Below are 23,227 nucleotides of genomic sequence, written 5' to 3' on the forward strand. Positions count from 1 at the left end.
CACTTTATAAAGTGCCTTATTTCAAAAAATATTATTCTATTACTTCACCAAATTTATTAATAGCTTTTTTCATTTCTTCTTGGTCAACATGAGTATAAATTTGCGTAGTTGATATATCAGAGTGACCTAAAAGTTGTTGAACAATTCTTATATCTTTAGTCTTCTTATATACCAGTGAAGCAAAGGTGTGTCGTAATTTATGAGGACTAATCTTATCTGCATTGCTAATTGCAGACTTTTTAGCATACTTTTTAACTAACCTCCAGATACTAGCTGGATTAAATCTAGTTCTTTTTTGGGATAAAAAGATAATATTTTCATCTTCACTTCGCTTAGAATCTATTTTTTCTCTTACGGGAATATAATTTCTAATTGCTGTAATTGCTTGATCTAACAAAGGAACAATTCTTTCTTTGTTACCTTTACCGGTTATGGTAATATTTTTTTCTTCAAAATCAATATCCTGCCAAGTTAAACTTACCAGTTCAGATACACGGAGTCCAGCAAAAGTAAGCAATTTAAGTATTGTTTCATCTCGTAGAGCATATCTCGAATCACTTTGTTCAATAGTATCTAAAAAGGAATTGAATTCTTTTTCTTTGATATAAACTGGTTTAACTCGCGTTTTAGTTTTAGTAGTATCGATTTTTTTGGTCGGATCTTCTCCAATTAAGTTTCTTGTGACTAAAAATTTAAAAAAGCTTTTTAAAGCAAATAACAAGCGATTTCTTCTTTGGGCAGAATTATCTTTAATCAAAATGTTATCGGATAAAAATTCTGTAATATAAAAATGAATTGTATCGGTATCATCTAAAATATTTAAATCATTTAATTTCAAATCCCAATTATCTGCTAGATATCTTTTGAATATATCTAGATCATTTTTGTAATTTTCAACAGTAGCTTTAGAGTATCCTTTAGCTGCTATTAAGTCTTTTTCAAAAGAGTTAATAGCTTGTTTAAAACTTATGTTCTTCATTTTTACCCCTCTTTTCATTATTTTTACTCTAAATGCAATCAAATATTCATTTTATTGTATTTCTATTTAAATAATACCATGCTCCTAACTTAATGTAAACACTTAAGCCCAAATGTTTATAATAAAATGTATAATTAAAAAAGAAAAGATAAAAAATAAATATAGTTAATTTTCATCTTCAGGAGGTGAAAAAATGAGCCAGATAGGCTGTAACGTAAAAAACTGTCACTATTGGGGCCAAGGCAACGTCTGCAATGCTAATAAAATACAAGTCAGTAACATGGATCATAGTTCAGATATGGAAGCAGGAACATTTAGTAAACCTGCTCCTTCTTCTAATTCTTATGGTACGCAGTGTGTAACATTTAAACCTAAGCAATAATCAGCAAATAAAGCTAAGACGAAGCTTTAAAGCTTCGTCTTAGTATCTTTATTATTAACTACCGGTTCATTATCAACCACTAACAAATGATAAATTTGTTTAAGTTCTTCTTCTTCAAAAGCAGTTATTTGTCTTTTATCCTTTTTATTCTTTAAGTTTTTAGCTATTTTAATCAAATCTCTTACCTCATCTTCAGTCATCCATCCCTCCTCCTTATAACTCTTTACCATAATATATTTACCATTATTTCTTTTTGTGATTTAAATTAAAGATTTAATCCGTCAAATAATTTATTTTTCAATAAATCTTTCTTCAACCTTCCAATAGCCTTTATTACTTTCTTCTTAGTCTCCTCAAATTCTTTATCATCAACAGCACTATTAGCAGCTATCTTTACAGCAGAAGAAAAATCATTAACAGCTTCCTTAAATAATTCCCCTGCCCTATCCATATCATCTTTTTCTAACATCTGAGCAGCTTCTAATAATCTCTCATAAGCATGCATAAGTTTTAATTCAGCTTTATCCATTCCACTTACAAAAAACAAATGGATTTTCTCTCCAAAGCGATCTAAAAAATAAAAGTTAGAATCAGCATTAATTTTATTGTCTATTGCTACTTTATCAGTGGCTAATACAACTGAATAATTGAAAAGGATAATTAATACTATTAATAAAAAACTAATCTTTCTTTTCATTTTTAAATTTCTCCTTTATAATTTTATAATTATATTACTTCCTGCTATTTTTATTAATTTAAATAGAGTCTAAACTATATATATATATTAAACCCCTTTAAGGAGTGAGAAAAAATTAAACGCCAATCATTAATCAAAGGTGCTTTTGTTTTAATGTTAGCAGGACTTTTTAATAGAGTTTTAGGATTCGGGCTAAGAATTATCTTAGTTCGTACTATCGGTGATGAAGGATTAGGCTTATTTCAAAGAGTATTCCCTATTTTTATAACTATCTCAATTTTTACTACTATGGGACTTCCAGTAGCCATCTCTAAATTCGTCTCTCGAGAAGCTAGTAAAGATAACTATTATACTATATTACAAATTTTGAAGATAACATTTTTAATTGTGTTTACTATAAGCCTATTTACTACATTAGGTTTTGCTAAATATGCTAAATTGATAGCAACCAAAGTTTTAGATGACCCTAGAACCTATTATATTTTATTAGCAATTACTCCTGCTTTATTTTTTACTAGTTTAGCATCTATCTTACGTGGTTTCTTTCAAGGTTTAAGATTAATGACCCCTACAGCTATTTCTCAGATAATCGAACAAATCACTCGTTTGTTAATAACTTTATTCTTAGTATTAAAGTTATTAACTCATTCTTTAAAGCTTCAAACAATGGGCGCAGCTATAGGAGTTAGTTTTGGGGAAGGAATTGGTCTTTTAACATTAATCGTTATATTTCTTTACTATCTACCACAATTAAGAAGTTACTCTAACCCTAAGAAAAGTAAATCCAATCTTAAGTTAGCAAAAGAACTCATAAAATTTGGGATACCGATTACCTTAGGTAAACTCATTACTTCATTAATGTATAGTGTTGAATCAATTAACATCCCTGGGAATTTAGAAAAACTAGGCTATAGCCTATCTGCTGCAACTTCATTTTATGGGCAATTATCAGGTATGGTTCAACAATTAATCTATTTACCAACTGTTATGACAATAGCTCTTAACTCTAATTTAGTTCCTGCAATTTCAGAATCTATAGCACAAAATAATTATTCTGCAATTAAGCAACGGGCCAATGAAGCAATCCGCTTAACATTTTATTTTGGTTTATTAGCCGTGATTATCCTTTTTTTAGTACCACATAAAATTTGTGATTTAATCTTCTCTTATCCTCAAGCTGGAGACCCACTAAAAACTCTAGCTACGTTGGCTATATTTTTATATCTTTCACACATATTTGGTAGTATTTTACAGGGGTTAGGGCAACCAAATATAGTTGTTAGAAATTCAATTATAGGCTTAGCAATTGAATTAACACTAATTCACAGTATCATCTATTTACCTAAACAATGGGGCTTCTTTATCATTAGCTTATCAATAGGGATTAGATATTTAATTACTGCTACTTTAAACTGGTTTTCAATTAATCATCAAGTAAGATTAAACACTTCTATTAATAATGTTTTCTTTAAACCGCTATTAGCTGGTAGTTTAGTTTATTTAATCTTACCGCAAAGTTATAAATTAATCTATCATATTTCACAAAATAACTTAATTAGTTTGACTAGTTCTATCTTTTTAAGCACTTGTGTTTACTTTACACTTTTAATTATGACTAATGGGATTACTAAAGAAGATTGGAACCGTATTAAACCTTAAAAACTCCTCCTTAAATGAGGAGGAGTAGTTTTTTCTATAAACCAGCAATCTGTTTGATTTCTTCATCAGAATAACCTTGAGCCTTCAACTCTGTTTTAAACTCAGTCAGATCTTGAATATAAGATCTAATCAATTTACAATCTCCTTCTATTTGATACTTGCCTAAACTAGCAGGAATTAAAACTGTTTCTCCAGCTGTTAAGCATATTTTTTGATCTTGATATAAAAGATTAGCTTCTCCTTCTAAGCCCATTAAAACATAAAATCTATCACCTTTAGCTTCCAGCTGATATCTATCAGTAATATCTAAAGTTTCTGTAATAAAATATGGAGAAGCCACTAATATCTCTCTAGTTGTATTAGCTTCTTTAATTTCTAACCCTGTTACTTTGGATGGTGGTTTACTACCAAAATCAATTACATCTAAAGCAGACTCTATATGTAGCTCTCTAGGTGTGCCATCCTTCCCCATTCTATTCCAATCGTAAACCCTATAAGTAGTATCAGAATTCTGTTGAATTTCAGCTAATAAAATTCCTTCTTCTATAGCATGAACAGTTCCTGAAGGAATATATAAGACATCACCTGGTTTAACATTGACTTCAATTAAATTTTCTTGCAATCTGCCTTCTTTAATTGAAGATGCAAACTCTTCTTTAGTTACTTCTGGTTTAACTCCATAGACTAACTTAGCATCTTGCTGAGCATCAATAACATACCACATCTCTGTTTTGCCTAACTCTCCATTTTCATATTCATTTGCATATTTATCATTAGGATGGACTTGAACAGATAGTTTATCATTGGCATCTAATAATTTAATTAATAAGGGAAACTTCTTATAATCTTTTGCTCTAGCTTTACTTCCTAAAACCTTCTCTCCATGAGATTTGATTACTTCCATTAATTCTTGTCCTTTAAATTTACCATTAGCTACTGTACTACTTCCATTCCCATGGGCAGCAATCTCCCAACTTTCTCCGATAGAATCATTAGGTAAATCTCTGTTAAATTCTGAAATTAAAGCAGTACCACCCCAAATTTTTTCTTTATAAACTGGTTTGAATTTTAATGGATACATTATATCATCCCTTCTATCTAATAGTATACCTCTATTATTTATTTTAGATATAATCTATTACTTATCCTTTAAGCAGTATTAAATTAAAGTGATTAAAATACTAAATAGAACTATAGGTAAACTAATAACTACTAATTCCCAACCTTGATTATCATTAGTCTCATCCTTTTTAGTGAATAATACTTTATCTTTAAAATAAAGAAAGTTACCTAGAGTAAATAATACTAAAAACTCTATAAATAAAGCATCACTAATCTTAATGGGGGTTATGACCTCTTTTTGCAAAAATGAACTTATACTTACTATAACTCCTGTTAGTAAAGCAAGAATAAATCCTGCCCATAATAATTTGTAGATTTTTTCCTTCATTTAAATCCCTTCCCATCTTAACTGATAAAGCCCCCAATTCAATTGGAGGCTTTATGTTAATTATTTAAATGCTTGTTCTAAATCAGCAATGATATCTTCTACATTCTCAATGCCGATTGATAATCTAATTAAATTATCAGTGATTCCTGCCGCTTCTTGTTCTTCTTTAGATAACTGTTCATGAGTAGTTGAAGCAGGATGAATAATCAAAGTCCTTGTATCTCCTACATTAGCTAGCAATGAACATAATTTAACATTATTAATTAATTGCTTCCCTGCTTTAAATCCTCCTTTAATTCCAAAGCAAAGCATTCCTCCAAAATATCGTTGCTGTTTTTTAGCTAATTGATGTTGAGGATGACTTTTCAATCCAGGATATCTAACCCAATCAACTTGTGGATGATCTTCTAACCACTTAGCAACTTTAAGTGCATTTTTAGAGTGTTTTTCCATTCTTAAAGCTAATGTCTCTAATCCTTGGATAAATAACCACGCATTAAACGGACTCATAGCAGGACCAGTGTCACGATACCCTTCCGTTCTAGCTTTTAATAAAAAGTCTGTTGGGCCAACTATAACCCCACCAATAGAACTACCATGTCCTCCTATGTACTTAGTGGTAGAATGAACTACTATATCTGCTCCAAATTCAAGTGGCTTGCTCAGGTATGGAGTATTAAATGTATTATCCATAACTAACTTTAGATCATATTTATGGGCCAAATTTGCTACTGCTTCAATATCAACTACATCTAACGTTGGGTTACCTGGCGACTCTAAGTATAAAAACTTTGTCTCCTCATCAATAGCTTCTTCCCAGTTATCCAAATCATGTGGGTCTACAAAAGTAGTTTCAATCCCATATTTAGGTAATGTCTCAGAGAACAGATGATATGTTCCTCCATATACATACTTAGAGGAAACAATCTTGCCCCCACCTTCTGCTAGTGTAAGCGCGGTTAAGTTAATAGCGGCCATTCCTGAAGAAGTTACTAACCCTGCTTCGGCTCCTTCTAACTGGGCTATTCTTTTCTCTAAAGCTTCATTAGTAGGATTCCCTATTCGAGTATAAATATCCCCTTCTTCTTCTAATGCAAACAAACTAGCTGCATGGTCTGCATCATCGAACACATATGAAGTTGTCTGATAAATAGGTACTGCTCTAGAACCTCTATTATCTTCTTTGGGATTATAACCTCCATGTAAAGCTTGAGTCTCAAAACCATACTCTTTTTCTCTACTACTCATTTTAACTCCTCCTTAGATAGTAAATACAGTCCTTTATTATAAACAAAAAATCTTCTTTAGCAAGAAGAGGGAATTTTAATCAATCCAGATAAGAAATCAAATATTAAATTTAGAATAATGATAACATATCTTAATAATAGTGTCAACTTAATAAATTTTTAAAACAGCTATTTTATTTTCACAATTATGCATCATTTCCATAATATGTATTAATCTTATTTTCAGTTATCCCAAATTAATTTACTAGTGAATAGCATATACTAAATTCTTCATTTAATAAGGAGGTGACAAAAAATGATGGAAATAATATATTACTTTAAAGATGCAGCAGAAAATAACTCTACCTCCGCTGAAAATAGGTTAAAAAAAACTAATAGCACAGGAGGTGATAAGATGGATAAACAATGTGTTGATTGTCCTAAAGGCTGCCCTGATGGTTGCCCTGATACAAGTTTGGGTCCAATAGGAATTTGTGTTCCGCCAGAAGATATTGAATTTTGTTTCACTTTAGTTATTCCAGCTGGTTTTTCTATTCCAGGTGATACTTTAGAAGAACGAGAAAATTATATTGAAGAGAATTTTGATCTTGCTGCTTACTTTTTAGAAGAAGAAGGATGCTTTGAATGTGCTGCAGAAGAATGTGCTGTTCAAGTTGAATTTGATGGTGTAGCTACTTTAGCTATCACTGAAATATTTATTGAAGGCAATATCAAGTTATTAGGTGGTATATGTGTAGTTAGTGATTCTGCACCTGAAACAGGATCTCAAGCTCCAGTATGTGATTCAACTATAATATGTGTTGATGAACCTACAGCAGTTTGTGTAGCAAGTGATGCTAATTGTGATGATCTTCGTGTGATTGGAGCTAAAAATATAGTAGCTGATTTAGTTAATGTAACCTGTGGCGAATTTGGAGCAGATGGAGAGGAAACTTGGGAAATAAGAGGAGAACTCGAGTTTGCATGTGGAGAATGTGATATTGTTGATGATTGTTAATAACTAACAGTGGGGGGCTTTGGCCCCTCACCAATTTATTTTTTTATCTTTATAACCTCTACATCTTTAATTGCTTCTTTAATTAAATCATCTATCTTTAAATCTACTTCTCCAGCTTCAACCTGTTTTAAAGTAGGTCTAGTTTCTGGTGTTTTAGGAACAAATACAGTACAACAATCTTCATATGGTTGGATAGAAGTTTCATAGGTGCCTATTTCTTTAGCTCTAGCTTCAATTCCTATTTTATCTATTCCAATTAAAGGTCTAAAAATAGGCATAGTAGAAACTATATTAGTTACATGCATAGATTCTAAGGTTTGACTTGCTACTTGGCCCATGCTTTCACCAGTCACTAAACCTTTACCACCTCGTTCTTTTGTAATTTGTTCAGCAATCTCTATCATCTTCCGGCGCATAATAATTGTAGTTAAGTCAGCAGGACAATGTTCATTAATTTCCTTTTGAATTTCAGTAAAATGTACAACATGTAAATCTATTTCACCTTGATAGTGGGCCAATACTTTAGTTAAATCAACCACCTTCTCTTTAGCTCGATCGCTAGTAAATGGAAAACTATGAAAATAAATTGGCATAATTTCTACCCCGCGTTTCATAGCCATCCAACTAGCTACTGGACTATCTATCCCACCTGATAATAAGACTCCTAACTTACCTGTAGTTCCCACAGGCAGACCACCAACTCCAGGTATATCCTGAGTATAAATATAAACATGTTTATAACGAACTTCAATATTTAACTCAATCTCAGGATTATATAGATCAACATTTAATCTTCCATCAGGAGTATTCTCTAATACATAAGCACCTAGTTCTCTATTTAACTCCATACTATCTAAGGCAAAGTTTTTATTAGCTCGACTAGCACTTACTTTAAAGTTAACAGTTTTATCATCAGTTGGTAAAGCTTCTTTGACAGCTGCTAAACTAGCTTTTTTCACCTGCTTTATATCAAGAGCAACCCTTCTCGTTGGAGAAATACCTACTATACCACAAACCTTTTGTAATTTATTAAGCACTTTATCTTCTGCTAAATTGGTCTCTGCAAAAATACGTCCTGAAGTTTTATAAACATTAATTTTAGCCTCTTTATCAATAGCTTCTAAAGCTTGTCTAACATTACTAACTAATTTATCTTCAAAAACATGACGATTCTTTCCTTTAGTTCCTATTTCTCCATATCTGATTAAATATAATTTCTTCATTGTTATCACCTCTATTTTTATTAAATTTAAGTCTGAGTTAATCTTCAGCAGATTGCTACATATATTTTCTTAACATAGTTACTTTATTCTTTAGTATATCTACAGTATAATCTATTTCTTCTTTAGTATTATTTAAACTAAAACTAAATCTTAAAGCACCAGTTATTAAATCAGGGCCAACCTCTAAAGCCTCTAAAACATGGGAATTAGCCTGACGAGAAGAACAAGCAGCACCTGTAGAGATATAAATCCCTTCTTCTTCTAAACTATGTACTACTACCTCCCCTCTTAACCCAGCAACAGACATATTAACTATATGAGCAGCTCCTTGCTCTATTTGTGGGCCATTTAAAAAAACATCATCTATTTCAGTTAAAATCCTAGTAGTTAAATCTTTCTTAAGCTGATACATATCTTTAATTTCTTCTTTAGAAGGCAGCAGTTTTATCGCTTTACCAAAACCAGCAATTCCAGGTACATTTTCAGTTCCTGGTCGCAATCCTTCTTCTTGAGAGCTCCCCTGCACTAAAGACTTTAACCTGGTATCAGAACTAACATATAAAGCTCCTACTCCCATTGGCCCGTGAATTTTATGAGCACTCATAGAATAAAGATTAATTCCTAACTTATCAGGAAGAATGTTAACTTTACCCAAAGCTTGAATTCCATCAACATGCCAATATAGATTCTTATGGGATTTTAGTATATTACTTATCTTTTTTAAAGGTTGAATAGTACCTGTCTCGTTATTAACAGCCATAATACTGACTAAAACTGTATCTGCAGTAAGTAATTTTTCTAATTGATCTAAATTAATACTCCCTTTGTGGTCTACCTCTAGGTATTTTACATCCCATTCTTCTTCTAACTCTTTAAAGACATTAAGAACTGACGGATGTTCTATAGACGAAGTAATTATCCTATTCCCTTTATTTCTTAGAGTTTTAAGAGCACCTTTAATAGCTAAATTATTAGCCTCAGTTCCTCCAGAAGTAAAAAAAATTTCTTTAGCTTCTACTTGTAACTTATGGGCCAAATTTTCTCTAGCTTCTTTAATTACTTTCTCTGCTGCTAGTCCTTTATTATGTAAGGAAGAAGGATTACCATACTCTTTTGTCATAACTTGCTTTACTTTATCAGCTACTTTAGGAGTTACTTTAGTAGTTGCTGCATTATCTAGATAAACTTCTTTCATAATGAAACCTCCACTTCTTTAGGTTTGAGTAACCTTAGTCTTGAACTTTATCTTTTACTGACTTAATCTTCTGCTCTGTACTAGCTTTTTTATCTCTACGATCATCAATCTTAATATTAGTTGTTACTCTATTAGCTCCATTAACAAAAGGAACCTCTTGTATTTTTCTAATTGCTACTAGAATATCATCTAATTCCCCTTCAATAATTGTCCCCATAGGTGTTAGTTGATATTCAACTCTTTCCTCCTGAGCTAATACATCTTGACAGTCAGCAACATAATTACTTAGACTTGTATCTGCTGTTCCAATAGGAACTACTGTTACCTCAGCAATAGCCATCTTCATCACCCCAATTAATAATTAATAATTTACAGTTTACAATTGACAATGTATAATTTGAAATAATTAACTTTTTAAAGTGAATCAATATTTATATTGTGGTTTACTTAAACTTAGAATCACTAGTTAAACTTTATATCAATAAGCTATACTTTTATAATTATAAAAGTATTTTTTTAACAACTTAAGTACTATATATCAGACATTCTTTATTAACTATTATTTATTATTTAATTTTAACTATCAATTATCAATTAACTAAAAGTAACGATCTCCTCTAACTGAGAAACATCATAGCCATCCAAAATTTGACCAAGATGATCTAAACTTTTAATCTCCCCCGCCATAAAAAGTTTAGTAGATCGGTTCTTCCCAATGCCTGGTAGGGCCTCTAACTGGTCAATACTTGCTTGATTGATATTAAAAGGATAAGGAATTCCAGTTATTGATCTAAACCCATGGTCTATTACTTTTATATCTAATTTCTCACCTAATTGATATTGGCCCGGGATACCAACTAAAATAGGATAAGTACCCAATTGTCTACCAAATGATATTTTACCTCTTATCTCTTCAATAATTACTTCTTCTAATAAAGTACCACTTGGAAATACCTTCTTTAGCATAGGTTGATTAATCTTATGGTTGACTTGTTTTTTATATTCTTTAAATTGATATTTATTATAATGAGCCGTTTGATACTTACCTATAGGATTGACTTGGCGAATATTAATCCTTCTTAATAATAGTCCAGCATCTAATACTCTCTTTAAAAATTTGAAGTTTAGCTCCATTGTCTCGGCTCGTTCACCTTTTAAACCATGGAGTAGATTAATTCCTGGTAATAATTTAGGAACTCCCCTTTCTCTAAATCCAGTTATTTGATTAACCATTTTAATCGCCTTGAAAGTCTTATCAGCAGTTGTCCCAATCTTATTCGCTTTTAAAACTTTAGGATCAGCTGACTCTAAACCAAAGGCTGCTATATCTCCAGCTGTATTATAATTAGCAATAGTCTTTAGTATCTTTTCAGCTTGCTTAGGATAATCAACAATAGTAGCTGGATTAATATTATCCATATGTAAAACCTTCAAATCTGGAGCTACTTTTCTAATACCACTATAAAGTTTTTTAATAGCTTCAGGATTAGGAAGCAACCTATTATCTTTCTTCTTAGCCTGGAAGAGCAATAAATCCGTCTGTGCTCCTAATCTAAAGTATCTATTTCCTTGCTTATATAAAGCCTCTATTTCTTTAATAACCCCGTCTACACTACGATGATAAGTTAATTCTTTAAACCCTTCACTACAAAAAGAACAATTATTGCTTCTAGGACAGCCACGAAATGTCTCTATTTCACAAACCAACTCAGGATAGTTAGGATGTAATGTAGTTACTTCTGCTCCTAGCTTGGCCCAGTTATCTATTATCTGAGCAGGTTTATATTTGTCTAGTGGCTTAGAATTTGTTAACTTTTCATAAGCTAACAAACCTGGAATCTCATAAGCTAGATGATCAATATAATCAAGCTCTAAATCACAGTTAATTATTGGCCCGCTAACTATTACTTCTGGAGTAGATAACTGCTGGGCCAAATCTTCAATTTCAGCTATTGAAATTGGTTTACCACCTAAATACTTTCCTGGCACAGTTGTACCAGCAATAACAATTACTAATTTACTATCTTTTAATTGCAGAGTCTTATCTTTTTTATCTCGAAATTGGTCTACTGTTAAATAATTAATCTCTTCTTGCTTCAACCCTGCTTCTTTAAGAGCTCCATAAGTATACCTAACATGTGGTGCAATATATGGTGGTACTCCTAAACAAGAAGGTTCATCTAAATAACCATCTAGAATAGTAACTTTTGCAACCATTTTATTACCTCACTTACTATAGTCTTATTACAATATTTTATTATACCAATTTAAGCTATAAAATAAAAGTACTACCTCATACTGGATTTAATCTTGCTTATCTTCTTTGCCTAAAGTTTTACTTCTTATATCTTCATTTAATTGAATATTTAAAGCGTTAACCGAAATATTTATTTCAATGGCTGATAAAATTAAAGATAGCATTAATGAACCAAGGCCAATTGCAAAGAACACCTCTCCTATATTTTTTTCATTAAAAAATAAGAAAAACATAGAAAGAACACAAAAAAATAAAGCTAGAATAGCTAAAAACTGCATATTTCTAATAATTTTAACTCTCCTTTTTAAATTGATCAACTGAGAAGCTATAATCTCATCTTTTTCACCTTTTTGTTTAGCTCTATCATGTAAATTACGGATTAAACTTGCTAAAGCTGAAAATCGATTTGTATAAGCTAATAGTAATAAAGAAATAGTAGAGAAAATAAGAGCTGGAGTTGTTAGTGTAAACTTCATTATATCACCTCATATCTTTGATTTTATATCTAAAGCAGTTGTAGAATGATAAACTTCAATAATTGCTATTGCAAGAGCAATTAAAAAGAATACAATAGCAACTATAAAGATTATATTTGCTAACCAAAACTCCTTAAATAATAACAAAAGCATAGCTAATGTTGAACAAAATAAAGATAGAACCCCAAAAAAGTGCAAATGTTTAATATAATAAATTCGCTTAGATAAAATAGATATCTGTTTTTTATAATAATCTTTTTGACTTAGATTATCACTCTTAATTTGTAAAGATAAGCCTCTCATTAATTTAGCGATAGCTGAAAACCTAGCTGCATACGCAGACATTAATAATGAAACAGTAGAAAATAAAACTGCTGGAGTTGTTATCTGCAATACTCTTTCTCCTTTCTAGACTATTCAATTTGAAGATTAACCGCATGTCTAATAATTACTCGCATAACTGCATAAGCTGGGACTGCAAATAAAGCTCCTAATATACCAAATAATAACACAGAAATCAAAACTAAAAATAAAACAATTAAAGGATGAATATTAAGCCGATCTCCTTGGACAAGAGGACGAATCAAGTTTCCTTCTAACTGCTGAGTTATAATTAATACAATAATTAATTTTATTACCATTAACCAACTATTAGTAATAGCTATCAGTACTGTAGGAATAAAAGCAATCATAAGTCCTAAAACAGGAATTAAAGAACCTATCATTGCTATAAGAGAAAGGGCCAAAGCATTTGGCAGACCAATAATTAGATAACCAATAAACATTAATAGGCCTAAAATAAAAGCTACAATCAATTGACTACTAATATACACAGCTAAGACTTGGTCAATCTCTTCTAAAATTTGTTTTGCTTGCGCTTTCTTTTCTCCCTTAAAAAATGATAAAATAAACCTGCTAATTCTTTCATCATCTTTAAGAAGATAAAATACAACAAAAGGAATTAAAATTGTAATTGTTCCAATATTCGTTAAAGAGGAAAAGACCCCCATAAAATTATAATTACTAACTTCTCCTAGTAATTTTTGCATAAATGAGATAGCTCGATCTTGAATTTTAAATTGATTTAAAAAATTCAAGTGTCCTCCACCTAATTTAATTAGCTTCTGTATATTCTCCCTAGCATCATCATAATTAAGAGAAATATAATTGATTAACTTTTGAATTTCATCACTAATTATACTGCCTCCAAAATAGATAACTATAGTAAAAAATAACATCACTATTAAAATAGTAATTATAATAGCAAGACTTTTAGATTTTATATTAGTAGCTAAAAATCGCACTAGAGGTCTTAATAAATAATATAAGAAACCTCCTAATAATAAGGGCAATATCACAATAGATAACCCTTTAGATAAGGGCTTCATCAGATAAGGAATTTGACCTCCTAAAAAGAAAATTAATAATACTAAAATAGTTCCATGCGCTATTTTAAAAAATCTTCCCCTAAACATATTTAATCTCTCCCTTAAATATCTAGTTTATTAAATAACTTTAGTTGTTTAAAATCTTCAGTTACCAAATTAGATAATGTTACTCCAATTAATCGTACTTGATCTTTTAGTTTGATTTCTGCTAATAAATCAGTAGCTAACTTAAAAAGAGTTTCTTCATCTTTAATAAAGAATTCTTCAACTGTTTTACTACGAGATATTTCATTAAAATCAGCATATTTTAACTTAAGAGTAACTGTTTTGCCTTTTACTTCTTTATCCTTTGCTCTCATAATTACTTGGTTGCATAGTTTAGTTAAATATTGACTTAATTTCGATTTATCTTTGATATCTACCTTAAAGGTAGTTTCCTTTCCAATAGATTTAGGAGTTTGAGGTGGAGTTACTTTTCTATTATCTTCTCCTTGGGCCAACTTATAGATTTGATATCCTTTCTTGCCTAACTTACTTACTAAAAACTGAAGATTGGTTGTAGCTATATCTCTTATTTTATAAAAACCTAACTCTTGTAGCTTAGTCTCAGTCTTGGGTCCTACTCCCCATAACTGACTAACATCTAAAGAATATAAAATCTCTTCTACTTGAGTAGGAGATATGATTTTAAAACCATCTGGTTTATTTAAATCAGAAGCTAGTTTAGCTAAGTACTTATTGTAACTAACTCCTACTGAAGCAATCAAATCTAATTTGTTTTTAACAGACCGTTTAATCCTTCTGGCAATTTTAATACTATTTTCTTTATTTTCTCCTACATCTAAATAAGCTTCATCTAAAGATAAGGGTTCTACTAAATCAGTATGCTTTTTAAAAATATTTTTAATTTTAGCAGATACCCTCTTATACTTCTGGTGGTCTGGAGCTAAATAAACCCCATGAGGACATAACTGACGTGCCTTATAAATTGGCATAGCCGAATGAATCCCATACTCTCGTGCTTCATAAGAGGCTGTGCTAACAACTCCTCGTTTGCTTTTTCCTCCAATGATGACTGGTTTGTTTTTCAAATTAGCATTATCACGCTGTTCAATAGCAGCATAGAAAGCATCCATATCAATATGTATAATATCTAATTCCATAATATCCCTCTTAAATTATTATAATAAACACCTCTTAAAGATAATATTCTTAATCAAAACAAATATTCCTACAAAAAAATAAGAACCTGCTTATTATACTTAGTAAGCAGGTTCTGTTAATCTATTCATAACTTAACGCATCGACTGGGTCTAAGTCTGCTGCTTTCATAGCTGGATAGATCCCAAAAAATAATCCAACTAATAATGAAAAACCAACAGCTATTATTACTGACAGCGGAGAGACTATAAAGGACCAACCTGCAACTTGTGCTACCAAATAAGCACCTAAATACCCAAATCCTATCCCTAATAATCCCCCAACACTACTTAAGGTTAATGATTCAATTATAAATTGAGTTAATATATTTCTTTTTTTAGCTCCTAATGCTTTACGAATCCCTATTTCTCTAGTTCTTTCTGTTACAGAAACTAACATAATATTCATAATCCCAATACCACCAACTAATAATGAAATAGCAGCTACTCCTCCTAGCATCATAGTCATAGAATTAGTAACATTTTTAATGGTCTTTAAAATTTGATCTTGACTCATAATATTAAAAGCATCATTATTATTTATACTCTGGGTTAAAAAATATCTAATCTGTTCTACCGCATTAGAGGCCACTTTAGATGATTTAGCTTGAGCAGTAAAACCACTAACATATTCAGTAGTGGATAATTTATTCATATAAGTAGTAGTTGGAATGTATGCTTGTTCATTAAGATTTCCCATTGGCCCTGTACTCTTATTTTCCATTACTCCTATCACTGTAAAGAGAAAGGTCTTGTTTTGATAATTAAACTTAACTTTTTTGCCTAACGGATTAGTTTTAGGAAATAGCTCATCAACTAATTTAGCTCCTAAAACCATAACATTATTCGCCTCTTTTAAATTTGCTTGACTGATAAATTTCCCTTGGACAGGATAATAATCATAAATTCGCTGATAAGCTCCTTGAGTGCCAACTACCGTAGTTTGAAGATTATTATCTCCATTAATTAAAAGACCCCTCCCTTGATTTTTAGGGATTATTTCTTTAACATCAGGGGCAACTTCTTTAATAGCATCAGCCATTTTAACAGTAAATACATTAGTTGCCCTAGAACTAACTCCACCTCTACTCCACCTACGTCCTAAACTAATGTTAATCAAATTAGAACCTAAATTAGAGATATTAGCTGTTATTTGTTGTTGAGCTCCTGTCCCTACAGAAACAATAGCTATTACTGCTCCAACACCAATAATAATTCCTAACATAGAAAGAAAAGTTCTCATTTTATTAGCTTTTAAACTATTAAAAGCAATACCTATTATTTCAAAAATCACACTACCACCTCATCTTCAATTAATTCTCCATCAAGTAAATGTAAGATTCTTTCTGCATTATGTCCTACTTTTTTTGAGTGAGTAACTAATACAATAGTATGGCCTTGGTCATGTAACTGATGAAGAATATCTATAATTTGATCTTCTGTTTTTGAATCAAGATTTCCTGTTGGTTCATCTGCTAAAATTAAAGAAGGATTATTAGCTAATGCTCTAGCAATGGCTACACGTTGTTTTTGACCACCAGATATTTCATTAGGTTGATGATCTAATCTGTGCCCTAGCCCAACCTTTTGTAATAATTTTCTAGCCCTATCCCGTCTTTTTTTTCGACTTACTCCTGCATAAATTAATGGTACTTCTACATTATGCAAAACAGAAGTTTTAGAAAGTAAATTAAACTGTTGAAAAACAAAACCAATTCTTTTATTTCTAATTACAGCTAATTCTTTATCATTAGCTGTAGTAACTTCTTTACCATCTAATATATATTTACCTGAAGTTGGGTGGTCTAAACAACCAATTAAGTGCATTAAAGTTGATTTACCAGAACCAGAGGGCCCCATAATTGCTACCATTTCCCCTTCTTGGACATTAAATGAAATATCCTTTAATGCTTCTACTGCTATTTCTTCTCCATCATGGTATTTTTTACTTAAATTTTTCACCTGTAGCATTAACGCCCTCCTCCTCTTATCATTCCTCTTGGCCCTTGATTTTCTCCGGTATTAGCAAATTTATAAGTATTAATTACAATTTTATCTCCAGCTTGTAAGCCTTCTTTAATTATAATTTTCTTTCCGTTAGAAATACCTGTCTTTACTTTAATTGGCTTCGGCTTACCATTAACTGCCTTAACTGCTTTAGTTTGACCTTCTTGATTATAAATAGCTGTAATTGGAACTAATAATTTGTTCTTTACTTGCTTAACTATTATTTCTACATCAGCTGAAAAACCAGGTTTGATAAATTGAGGTTTATTTATGATTGAAACTGTAACTGGTAAAGTGATTACTCCACTTGTATTTGTAGCATTAGCGCCTATATCTATCACTTTTCCTCTTAATTCTTGATTAGGTAAGGCTTCCATTGTAATTCGAGCTGGTTGTCCTAATTCTAGTTGCTGACTTTCACTTTCATCAACACTAACTTCAACTTGATAGCTACTATTATCAATTAATTTTGCTACTGTTTTACCTTGGTTTTGAGCTGTATAACTCCCTTCTTCAATATTGATTTTATTAATTATTCCTGTGAAAGGAGCTTTTAACTTAGTTTCTTCTAATTTATCTTTAGCAATTTCTAAATTCAATCTTGCTTTTTTAATTTCAGATGGGGTACCATTAATTACTGCTTTTTCATAATTAGCTTTAGCTTTAAGATAATTTAGTCGTTGTTGATCATCATCAATTTTCATTAATATTTGGCCTTTTTTCACCTGGGCCCCTTCCTCTATATTAATTGAATTAATTGTTCCATTAGTTTTAAAGTATAACTCCTGACTTTGAATAGGTTTAACAATTCCATTAATAGATATAATCTTTTCTAAATTGCCTTTTTTTAAAGTCATAATCATATTAGAGTTAACTTTTCTTTGCAGTAATTTTTTATTTGTTGAGGTTGCTTTGGGATTAATAAATTTATTCCAACTAAAAAATCCTAATCCTAAAACTAATACTACTATAACTCCAATAATAATTTTTTTCCTCACTTTAATTCCCTCCCTATATAATCAATTAATTCTAACTTACTAATTAATAACTTATCTTTTGCTGCTTGCCAATTAATTCTTACTTCATTTAAAGCTATTTTTTTCTCTTGCCAGGCAACTTGGGCAAACAATCCTTCTTCGAACTGTTTTTTAGCAATTTGATTATTTAATCGAGCTTTCTTTAATCTAAGCTTTTGAGCTGCTAAGTTGATTTTATTAGCCTTTATTTCATTTATCAAACCATCTACTTTAAGCTTTAAATCCTTAATTAAAGATTGATACTTTTGATTAAAGAAATTTAATTTTTTAGTTAAATTTTTAGTTTTTAACTCTTTTTTTCCACCATTAAAGAGATTATAAGAAATAGCAATCCCCAAATTCCAATTATTAGAATCATAGTAGCCATTCAAATTCACAGTAGGTTTATTTTTAAGTTTTTGCCATCTTAAATCATACTTTAAACTCTGCTGATTTATTTTATTTTGTAGCAACTTTAGATTATTATTCTTAGCTAAAGCAATTAACTTACTTTTATCATCTAACTTAGGAAGAAAAGAATCTGCAATCTTTTTTAATTTTTTCATATAATGTGAATTATTAGTTAAAACCAAATCATTATTTAGAGAGAGTCCTAATTGATTAAATAAATTTTGTTGAGCTTGCTGATATTTATTTTCTATCTTCTTTAAATTATACTGAGCATCTTTTAAATTAGCTTTAGCACTTAAAACAGCTATTTTACCAACCTCATTTATCTTTTGATGGGCCAAGCTATGGGCCAATTTTCTTTGAGCTAATTTAGATTTTACTTGAGCTAGTTTATATCTTTTCTTTTGTCTTTTTAAACTAAGATAATTATTGGCCCAAGTTATTAACTTATCATTCTTTATATCTGCTAATTTTTTTCTAGCTGTCTGTAGCTTAAGTTTTGTTTTAAGATAATTTTGTTTTGACTTAACTGGAAGTTGCGGATAAATACTTTGAGTAGCACTAAGACTAAAATTAAGATTATTATCTAGTAGCTCACCTTGGGAGAGGTCTTGATCTTTAAAATTAAATTGAGGAGTTAGGGTTAATCCTGACCAATAAGATTTAGTTCCTGCTAAGGAAAATTTTAAACTATTACCTCCACCTTTAGATACTTGAAAGATATTCTTTCCATTAGCACCTTCTAAATCAACCTGCCAATTAGCACCAGCTTTAATCCGTTTTAGATCTCTTTGGAGCTGCCTAACGTTACTTTCAGCTTTAGTTATTGCTAAATTGTTTTTTAATCCTAACTCTATAGCCTCTTTAAATGTTAATTCTGCTGCCAGACTGATATTAGAATTAACTAATACTAAAGTAGTCATAACTAATATAATTAATAATTTATTCTTGGCTAAAACCATTAATTAATCCCTCCACTTCTAACCTCATAACAGTTTTTAGAGCTAATTCTTGACTATAATAATTAATAACAGCAGATTGATAGTCATATTTGGTTTGTAATAATTGCACTTTTGAGGCTAAAACTTCTTCTGGAGATACCAATCCTTGCGCTGCCTTCTTATCTACTAAATTATAATTCTTTTTAATTTGATTTAAATCTTTTCTTCTTAAATTAAGTTGTTTTATTGCTTGCTTAAATTGATAGTAATTTGTATATAGCGAGTTTTTTAGACTTTGTTTTAGCTTATCTTTTTTTAGTTTAGCAATCTGTAGATTATTCTTTAATTTTTTCAAATCAAGTTTAGGAGTTAGCACTTGCTGAGCTTTTTTTAATTCTTGCTGGGCCAATTTTATATTTTTTTGCTGTATCTTTAAGTTTATACTATTAGCAGTTCCAATTTTTAATACTTCTTTTTTGGCAATCTGCCAAATTTGTGGTGCTTTTAAATTTTTAAATTTAATTGCTAATTTTTTAATCTGATTAATCATAAATTTAAGTTCTCGTAAAGTCGTTTGATAGTTATTTTTAGCTTGTTCTAAATCAAATTTAGCAGTTTGAAACTTATTTATTTGTTTTATTAAAGCTAAATTGTTTTTATACCCCTTATCTACCTGTGCTTTAGTTTTATTTAATCTGATTTGCTCTAGTTTATATCTTTTTTGTTTAATTGCTAAATTTTGTTTAGCTAAAAGCACTTTAGAATATTTAGTTATTAGTTTTTTAACCAATTGACTTTGAGTCTTATAGTATTGGTTTCTAGCTTGTAATAAAGTTATGTTTGCTTGCATTTTAGAGCACTGAGATTGAGTAGCTAAATTATTGAGTTTGCTTTTTTGAAACTCAACCTTTGCATTATCTAATTTTAATTTAGCAATTTTTAAATTAGTATTCCGCTTTAAACCTAAATTCAGAAGCTTTGCCAATCCTGTTTTTTCATCAGCACTAAATCCAACCCCTGTAGTAACTAAAGTAAGTATTACTACATAGAGTACTATTCTTATTTTAAACTTCATTCTGCATCTCCTCCTTACAGTATAAAAAAGGGCCAACTAAGCCCTTTAATACCGAATTAATAACCTAACTGCTCTCCTACTAAGACTACCTTAATCCTGCCGGCTGGTTTAGATAATCTAGTAATTACTGTCTGAGAACAGATAGAACTATCACCTGTGCAGTTGGCACAAGAACCTGTTATAGCACAAGGGGTCTCCATCTCTAAACGTTGGGTATTGATTGGGGCAGCTTCATTCCTAACTCTTTTACGAGCATCTTCCTCATCAATAGTTAGTTTATTCATTCCAGCTACTACAATTACATTTTTAGGCCCATAAATCAAAGCTGCTACTCGATTACCTCGACCATCAATATTAACTAATTTACCATCTTTAGTAATAGCATTAGTACTTGTTAAAAAGTAATCACTATTTAAAGCTTGATGATAAATCTTCTCCTTCTCTTCTTCACTACTAGCCTTGGCCCGGTCATAAACAGTATAATTACCTTGATGTACTTTCTCCTTTATATCTAATGCCTCTAGTGTCATAGACCCACCCCAAGAAACACTTGTCCCTGCAGATAATAAAGACATTACTTGCTTTAGCGCTTCTTCTTTGTTAGCACAATAATAACCTTTCATCCCTCGCTGTTCTAACTTATCAATTAGTTGTTTAGCATTAACTCTATAGTGCTTTTTTCGTGGTTTCATCTTGGCCCTCCTTTTTTATTTAGTTGACAAGTCAACTATTCTTTATTATAATAAGATTTAGTTGTCTTGTCAACAATTAGGAGGTGTTAAAATGATAGATGAACCAATTGGTAAATACTTAAGTATGACTTATCGTGCTCATGTTTCATTACTGAATAAAAAACTAAAACCTTATGATATTAGTCATGGACAAATTTTATTATTGATTGCTTTATATAATCAAGAAGGAATCTGCCAACATCAGATCTGCCAAATGTATAATTTAAATAAAGCTGCTGTAGGTAGAGGGATTAAAAAACTAGAAGAAATAGGTTTTATAACTAAACAAACTGATCCTAATGATAAACGGAAAAATTTAATCTATTTAACTAATAAAGCTAAAAATTTCGAGACTAAATTTAGAGAAATTTTATGCACAGTTGAAAATGAAGTTAGAAGAGATTTATCTAAAAAGGAAATTAAAACATTTCTTAAAGTGATCAATAAAATAAATCATAATTTAACAACAAAACTTAATAATTGACTTTTTCAGGAGGGATAGATATGGAGCTTAATAAAAAATCTGATAGATTAGGAACAGAGCCTATTCTACCACTGTTATTCAAACTAGCGGCACCAGGAATTGTAGGAATGATAATTAATGCTTTATATAATGTAGTAGATAGTATTTATATTGGGCGTTTAAGCACAGAAGCACTTTCAGCTTTAGCCTTAGCTTTTCCGATTCAAATGATCTTAATTGCTATTGGGGCTGGAACCGGGATTGGAACTAATTCTTTAATCTCTAGATTATTAGGAAAGGGAGAAGTGCATAAAGCAAATAATACAGCAGAACATGTCTTTTTAATTGCTATTATCTATTCAATAGTAACAGGAATTATAGGAGGCTTCTTTGGGGATGATTTGATTAATCTCTTTACTAATAACCCCCACTTAATTGCTTTAGGTAATAGATACATTAGGATAATTATGATGGGGTCAGTAGCTGTATTTGTCCCTATAATCTTTAATAATATTTTACGGGGTGAAGGTAATACTTTTGTTCCTATGTTAACAATGTTAATCGGAGCAATTACCAATATAATTCTTGATCCTTTTTTAATTTTTGGGCTTGGATTTTTCCCTAAACTAGGAGTTGAAGGAGCTGCTGTAGCTACTGTTGTATCTAGAGCATTAAGTGGACTGTTTATTACTTTAGTAATTTTAAGTGATAAAAATCAGATCCAATTAAAACTAGAAGAATTTGATTTTGATTTACAAATTATTAAAGAAATTTATCAAGTAGGATTTCCAGCAATGATCATGAGAGGATTAGCTAGTATCATGATTGCTGGCATGAATACAATTGTAGGAGCATATAGTACAACAGCAATTGCTATAGTAGGTATTTACTTTAGATTACAAGCTTTTGTTATTTTACCTATTTTAGGTTTAAGCCAAGGTTTTATGCCTCTTGTTGGTTATAATTATGGCCATAACAACCCTAACAGAATGAAAAAAACAATCATTTCTGGATCTGCAGTAACTTTTTTATTTTCATTAGTTAGTTTTGCTACATTTCAACTATTTGCTGATGAACTAATTAGACTATTTAATAATGATCCTAAATTAATAACTATTGGAACTACCGCTTTAAAAAGAATCAGCCTTGCTTATTTGATTATGGGGGTTAATCTGATTGGTTCTACAACTTTCCAAGCAATTGGTAAAGGGTTCCCTAGTTTATTTATCTCATTTTTAAGACAAATTTTAATTTTATTACCAACTATGTACTTCTTAGGAGAAATTTATGGATTATCAACCTTATGGTTTGCTTTTCCAATAGCAGAAGGAATCACCTTTATCATATTATCGATTTGGTTAATAACAACCCTAAAAAAATTATTTATTGATATGAAGACACCAAACTTAATTAATAACCACTAATAAAAGCAAC

Annotated in this window: 25 protein-coding genes; 5 read left to right on the plus strand and 20 right to left on the minus strand. The window is 30.6% G+C overall.

Features of this window, described 5'->3' with window-relative positions; genetic code table 11:
- Positions 1–31: 31 nt before the first annotated feature.
- A complete protein-coding gene (xerA, locus tag HALHA_RS06605) occupies positions 32–979 on the minus strand; it encodes a site-specific tyrosine recombinase/integron integrase (protein WP_015327009.1) in 948 nt (315 codons plus the stop codon).
- Positions 980–1,172: 193 nt separating this feature from the next.
- Here xerA and HALHA_RS06610 point away from each other — a divergent pair, with 193 nt between their 5' ends.
- Positions 1,173–1,361 (plus strand): DUF1540 domain-containing protein, encoded by a 189-nt coding sequence (locus HALHA_RS06610; RefSeq protein WP_015327010.1) that lies wholly within the window; start codon positions 1,173–1,175, stop codon positions 1,359–1,361.
- 26 nt (positions 1,362–1,387) lie between these two features.
- On the opposite strand, the gene HALHA_RS13555 is transcribed toward HALHA_RS06610, so the two are convergent.
- Complete coding sequence (locus HALHA_RS13555) at positions 1,388–1,561, minus strand: hypothetical protein (RefSeq protein WP_015327011.1); 174 nt, start codon at positions 1,559–1,561, stop codon at positions 1,388–1,390.
- Positions 1,562–1,626: 65 nt separating this feature from the next.
- Positions 1,627–2,058: a DUF5667 domain-containing protein gene (locus tag HALHA_RS06615; RefSeq protein ID WP_015327012.1), complete on the minus strand. Its 432-nt coding sequence runs from the start codon at positions 2,056–2,058 to the stop codon at positions 1,627–1,629.
- 132 nt (positions 2,059–2,190) lie between these two features.
- Between HALHA_RS06615 and HALHA_RS06620 the strand changes: the two genes are divergently transcribed.
- Positions 2,191–3,717: a putative polysaccharide biosynthesis protein gene (locus HALHA_RS06620; RefSeq protein WP_281098779.1), complete on the plus strand. Its 1,527-nt coding sequence runs from the start codon at positions 2,191–2,193 to the stop codon at positions 3,715–3,717.
- A 34-nt stretch (positions 3,718–3,751) separates the two neighbouring features.
- Here HALHA_RS06620 and manA read toward each other — a convergent pair whose 3' ends face one another.
- The 3 genes from manA to HALHA_RS06635 all read right to left on the minus strand — a co-directional run bounded on the left by manA (position 3,752) and on the right by HALHA_RS06635 (position 6,415).
- Positions 3,752–4,798: a mannose-6-phosphate isomerase, class I gene (gene manA / locus HALHA_RS06625; RefSeq protein WP_015327014.1), complete on the minus strand. Its 1,047-nt coding sequence runs from the start codon at positions 4,796–4,798 to the stop codon at positions 3,752–3,754.
- A gap of 78 nt (positions 4,799–4,876) precedes the next feature.
- Entirely contained in the window at positions 4,877–5,167 is a 291-nt protein-coding gene (locus HALHA_RS06630) for a hypothetical protein (protein ID WP_015327015.1), read from the minus strand.
- Between the two features lie 60 nt (positions 5,168–5,227).
- Entirely contained in the window at positions 5,228–6,415 is a 1,188-nt protein-coding gene (locus HALHA_RS06635; protein WP_015327016.1) for an O-acetylhomoserine aminocarboxypropyltransferase/cysteine synthase family protein, read from the minus strand.
- Positions 6,416–6,709: 294 nt separating this feature from the next.
- On the opposite strand from HALHA_RS06635, the gene HALHA_RS06640 reads away from it, so the two are divergent.
- Complete coding sequence (locus tag HALHA_RS06640; protein WP_015327017.1) at positions 6,710–7,411, plus strand: hypothetical protein; 702 nt, start codon at positions 6,710–6,712, stop codon at positions 7,409–7,411.
- Between the two features lie 35 nt (positions 7,412–7,446).
- Here HALHA_RS06640 and thiI read toward each other — a convergent pair whose 3' ends face one another.
- The 14 genes from thiI to HALHA_RS06710 all read right to left on the minus strand — a co-directional run bounded on the left by thiI (position 7,447) and on the right by HALHA_RS06710 (position 21,291).
- Positions 7,447–8,634 carry a tRNA uracil 4-sulfurtransferase ThiI gene (thiI, locus tag HALHA_RS06645; RefSeq protein ID WP_015327018.1) on the minus strand — a complete coding sequence of 396 codons (1,188 nt, stop codon included), beginning with the start codon at positions 8,632–8,634 and terminating at the stop codon, positions 7,447–7,449.
- Between the two features lie 55 nt (positions 8,635–8,689).
- Positions 8,690–9,829 (minus strand): cysteine desulfurase family protein, encoded by a 1,140-nt coding sequence (locus HALHA_RS06650; RefSeq protein WP_015327019.1) that lies wholly within the window; start codon positions 9,827–9,829, stop codon positions 8,690–8,692.
- A 34-nt stretch (positions 9,830–9,863) separates the two neighbouring features.
- Positions 9,864–10,169 carry an MTH1187 family thiamine-binding protein gene (locus HALHA_RS06655; protein WP_015327020.1) on the minus strand — a complete coding sequence of 102 codons (306 nt, stop codon included), beginning with the start codon at positions 10,167–10,169 and terminating at the stop codon, positions 9,864–9,866.
- Between the two features lie 254 nt (positions 10,170–10,423).
- On the minus strand, positions 10,424–12,046 hold the full coding sequence (locus tag HALHA_RS06660; RefSeq protein ID WP_015327021.1) for a radical SAM protein: 1,623 nt from the start codon (positions 12,044–12,046) through the stop codon (positions 10,424–10,426).
- Between the two features lie 87 nt (positions 12,047–12,133).
- Complete coding sequence (locus HALHA_RS06665) at positions 12,134–12,562, minus strand: DUF2721 domain-containing protein (protein ID WP_015327022.1); 429 nt, start codon at positions 12,560–12,562, stop codon at positions 12,134–12,136.
- Between the two features lie 9 nt (positions 12,563–12,571).
- On the minus strand, positions 12,572–12,955 hold the full coding sequence (locus tag HALHA_RS06670; protein WP_015327023.1) for a DUF2721 domain-containing protein: 384 nt from the start codon (positions 12,953–12,955) through the stop codon (positions 12,572–12,574).
- Positions 12,956–12,975: 20 nt separating this feature from the next.
- Complete coding sequence (locus HALHA_RS06675) at positions 12,976–14,037, minus strand: AI-2E family transporter (protein WP_015327024.1); 1,062 nt, start codon at positions 14,035–14,037, stop codon at positions 12,976–12,978.
- Positions 14,038–14,051: 14 nt separating this feature from the next.
- On the minus strand, positions 14,052–15,113 hold the full coding sequence (locus HALHA_RS06680) for a DNA polymerase IV (protein WP_015327025.1): 1,062 nt from the start codon (positions 15,111–15,113) through the stop codon (positions 14,052–14,054).
- Between the two features lie 121 nt (positions 15,114–15,234).
- Positions 15,235–16,443: an ABC transporter permease gene (locus HALHA_RS06685; RefSeq protein WP_015327026.1), complete on the minus strand. Its 1,209-nt coding sequence runs from the start codon at positions 16,441–16,443 to the stop codon at positions 15,235–15,237.
- Positions 16,440–17,120 (minus strand): ABC transporter ATP-binding protein, encoded by a 681-nt coding sequence (locus tag HALHA_RS06690; protein WP_015327027.1) that lies wholly within the window; start codon positions 17,118–17,120, stop codon positions 16,440–16,442. The genes HALHA_RS06685 and HALHA_RS06690 overlap by 4 nt, the downstream gene beginning before the upstream one ends.
- Positions 17,120–18,154, minus strand: coding sequence for an efflux RND transporter periplasmic adaptor subunit (locus tag HALHA_RS06695; RefSeq protein ID WP_015327028.1), 1,035 nt, complete (start codon positions 18,152–18,154; stop codon positions 17,120–17,122). The genes HALHA_RS06690 and HALHA_RS06695 overlap by 1 nt, the downstream gene beginning before the upstream one ends.
- On the minus strand, positions 18,151–19,545 hold the full coding sequence (locus HALHA_RS06700) for a TolC family protein (protein ID WP_015327029.1): 1,395 nt from the start codon (positions 19,543–19,545) through the stop codon (positions 18,151–18,153). The genes HALHA_RS06695 and HALHA_RS06700 overlap by 4 nt, the downstream gene beginning before the upstream one ends.
- The gene (locus HALHA_RS06705; RefSeq protein WP_015327030.1) at positions 19,526–20,599 is read right to left on the minus strand and encodes a TolC family protein; all 1,074 of its coding nucleotides are present in this window, start codon (positions 20,597–20,599) and stop codon (positions 19,526–19,528) included. Before HALHA_RS06705 ends, HALHA_RS06700 begins: the two co-directional genes overlap by 20 nt.
- 56 nt (positions 20,600–20,655) lie before the next feature.
- Complete coding sequence (locus HALHA_RS06710) at positions 20,656–21,291, minus strand: lactate utilization protein (RefSeq protein ID WP_015327031.1); 636 nt, start codon at positions 21,289–21,291, stop codon at positions 20,656–20,658.
- A 91-nt stretch (positions 21,292–21,382) separates the two neighbouring features.
- Between HALHA_RS06710 and HALHA_RS06715 the strand changes: the two genes are divergently transcribed.
- Positions 21,383–21,814, plus strand: coding sequence for a MarR family winged helix-turn-helix transcriptional regulator (locus HALHA_RS06715; RefSeq protein ID WP_015327032.1), 432 nt, complete (start codon positions 21,383–21,385; stop codon positions 21,812–21,814).
- 20 nt (positions 21,815–21,834) lie between these two features.
- A complete protein-coding gene (locus tag HALHA_RS06720) occupies positions 21,835–23,217 on the plus strand; it encodes an MATE family efflux transporter (protein WP_015327033.1) in 1,383 nt (460 codons plus the stop codon).
- Positions 23,218–23,227 lie beyond the last annotated feature (10 nt).

The sequence above is a fragment of the Halobacteroides halobius DSM 5150 genome, from assembly GCF_000328625.1.
Lineage (GTDB): Bacteria > Bacillota > Halanaerobiia > Halobacteroidales > Halobacteroidaceae > Halobacteroides > Halobacteroides halobius.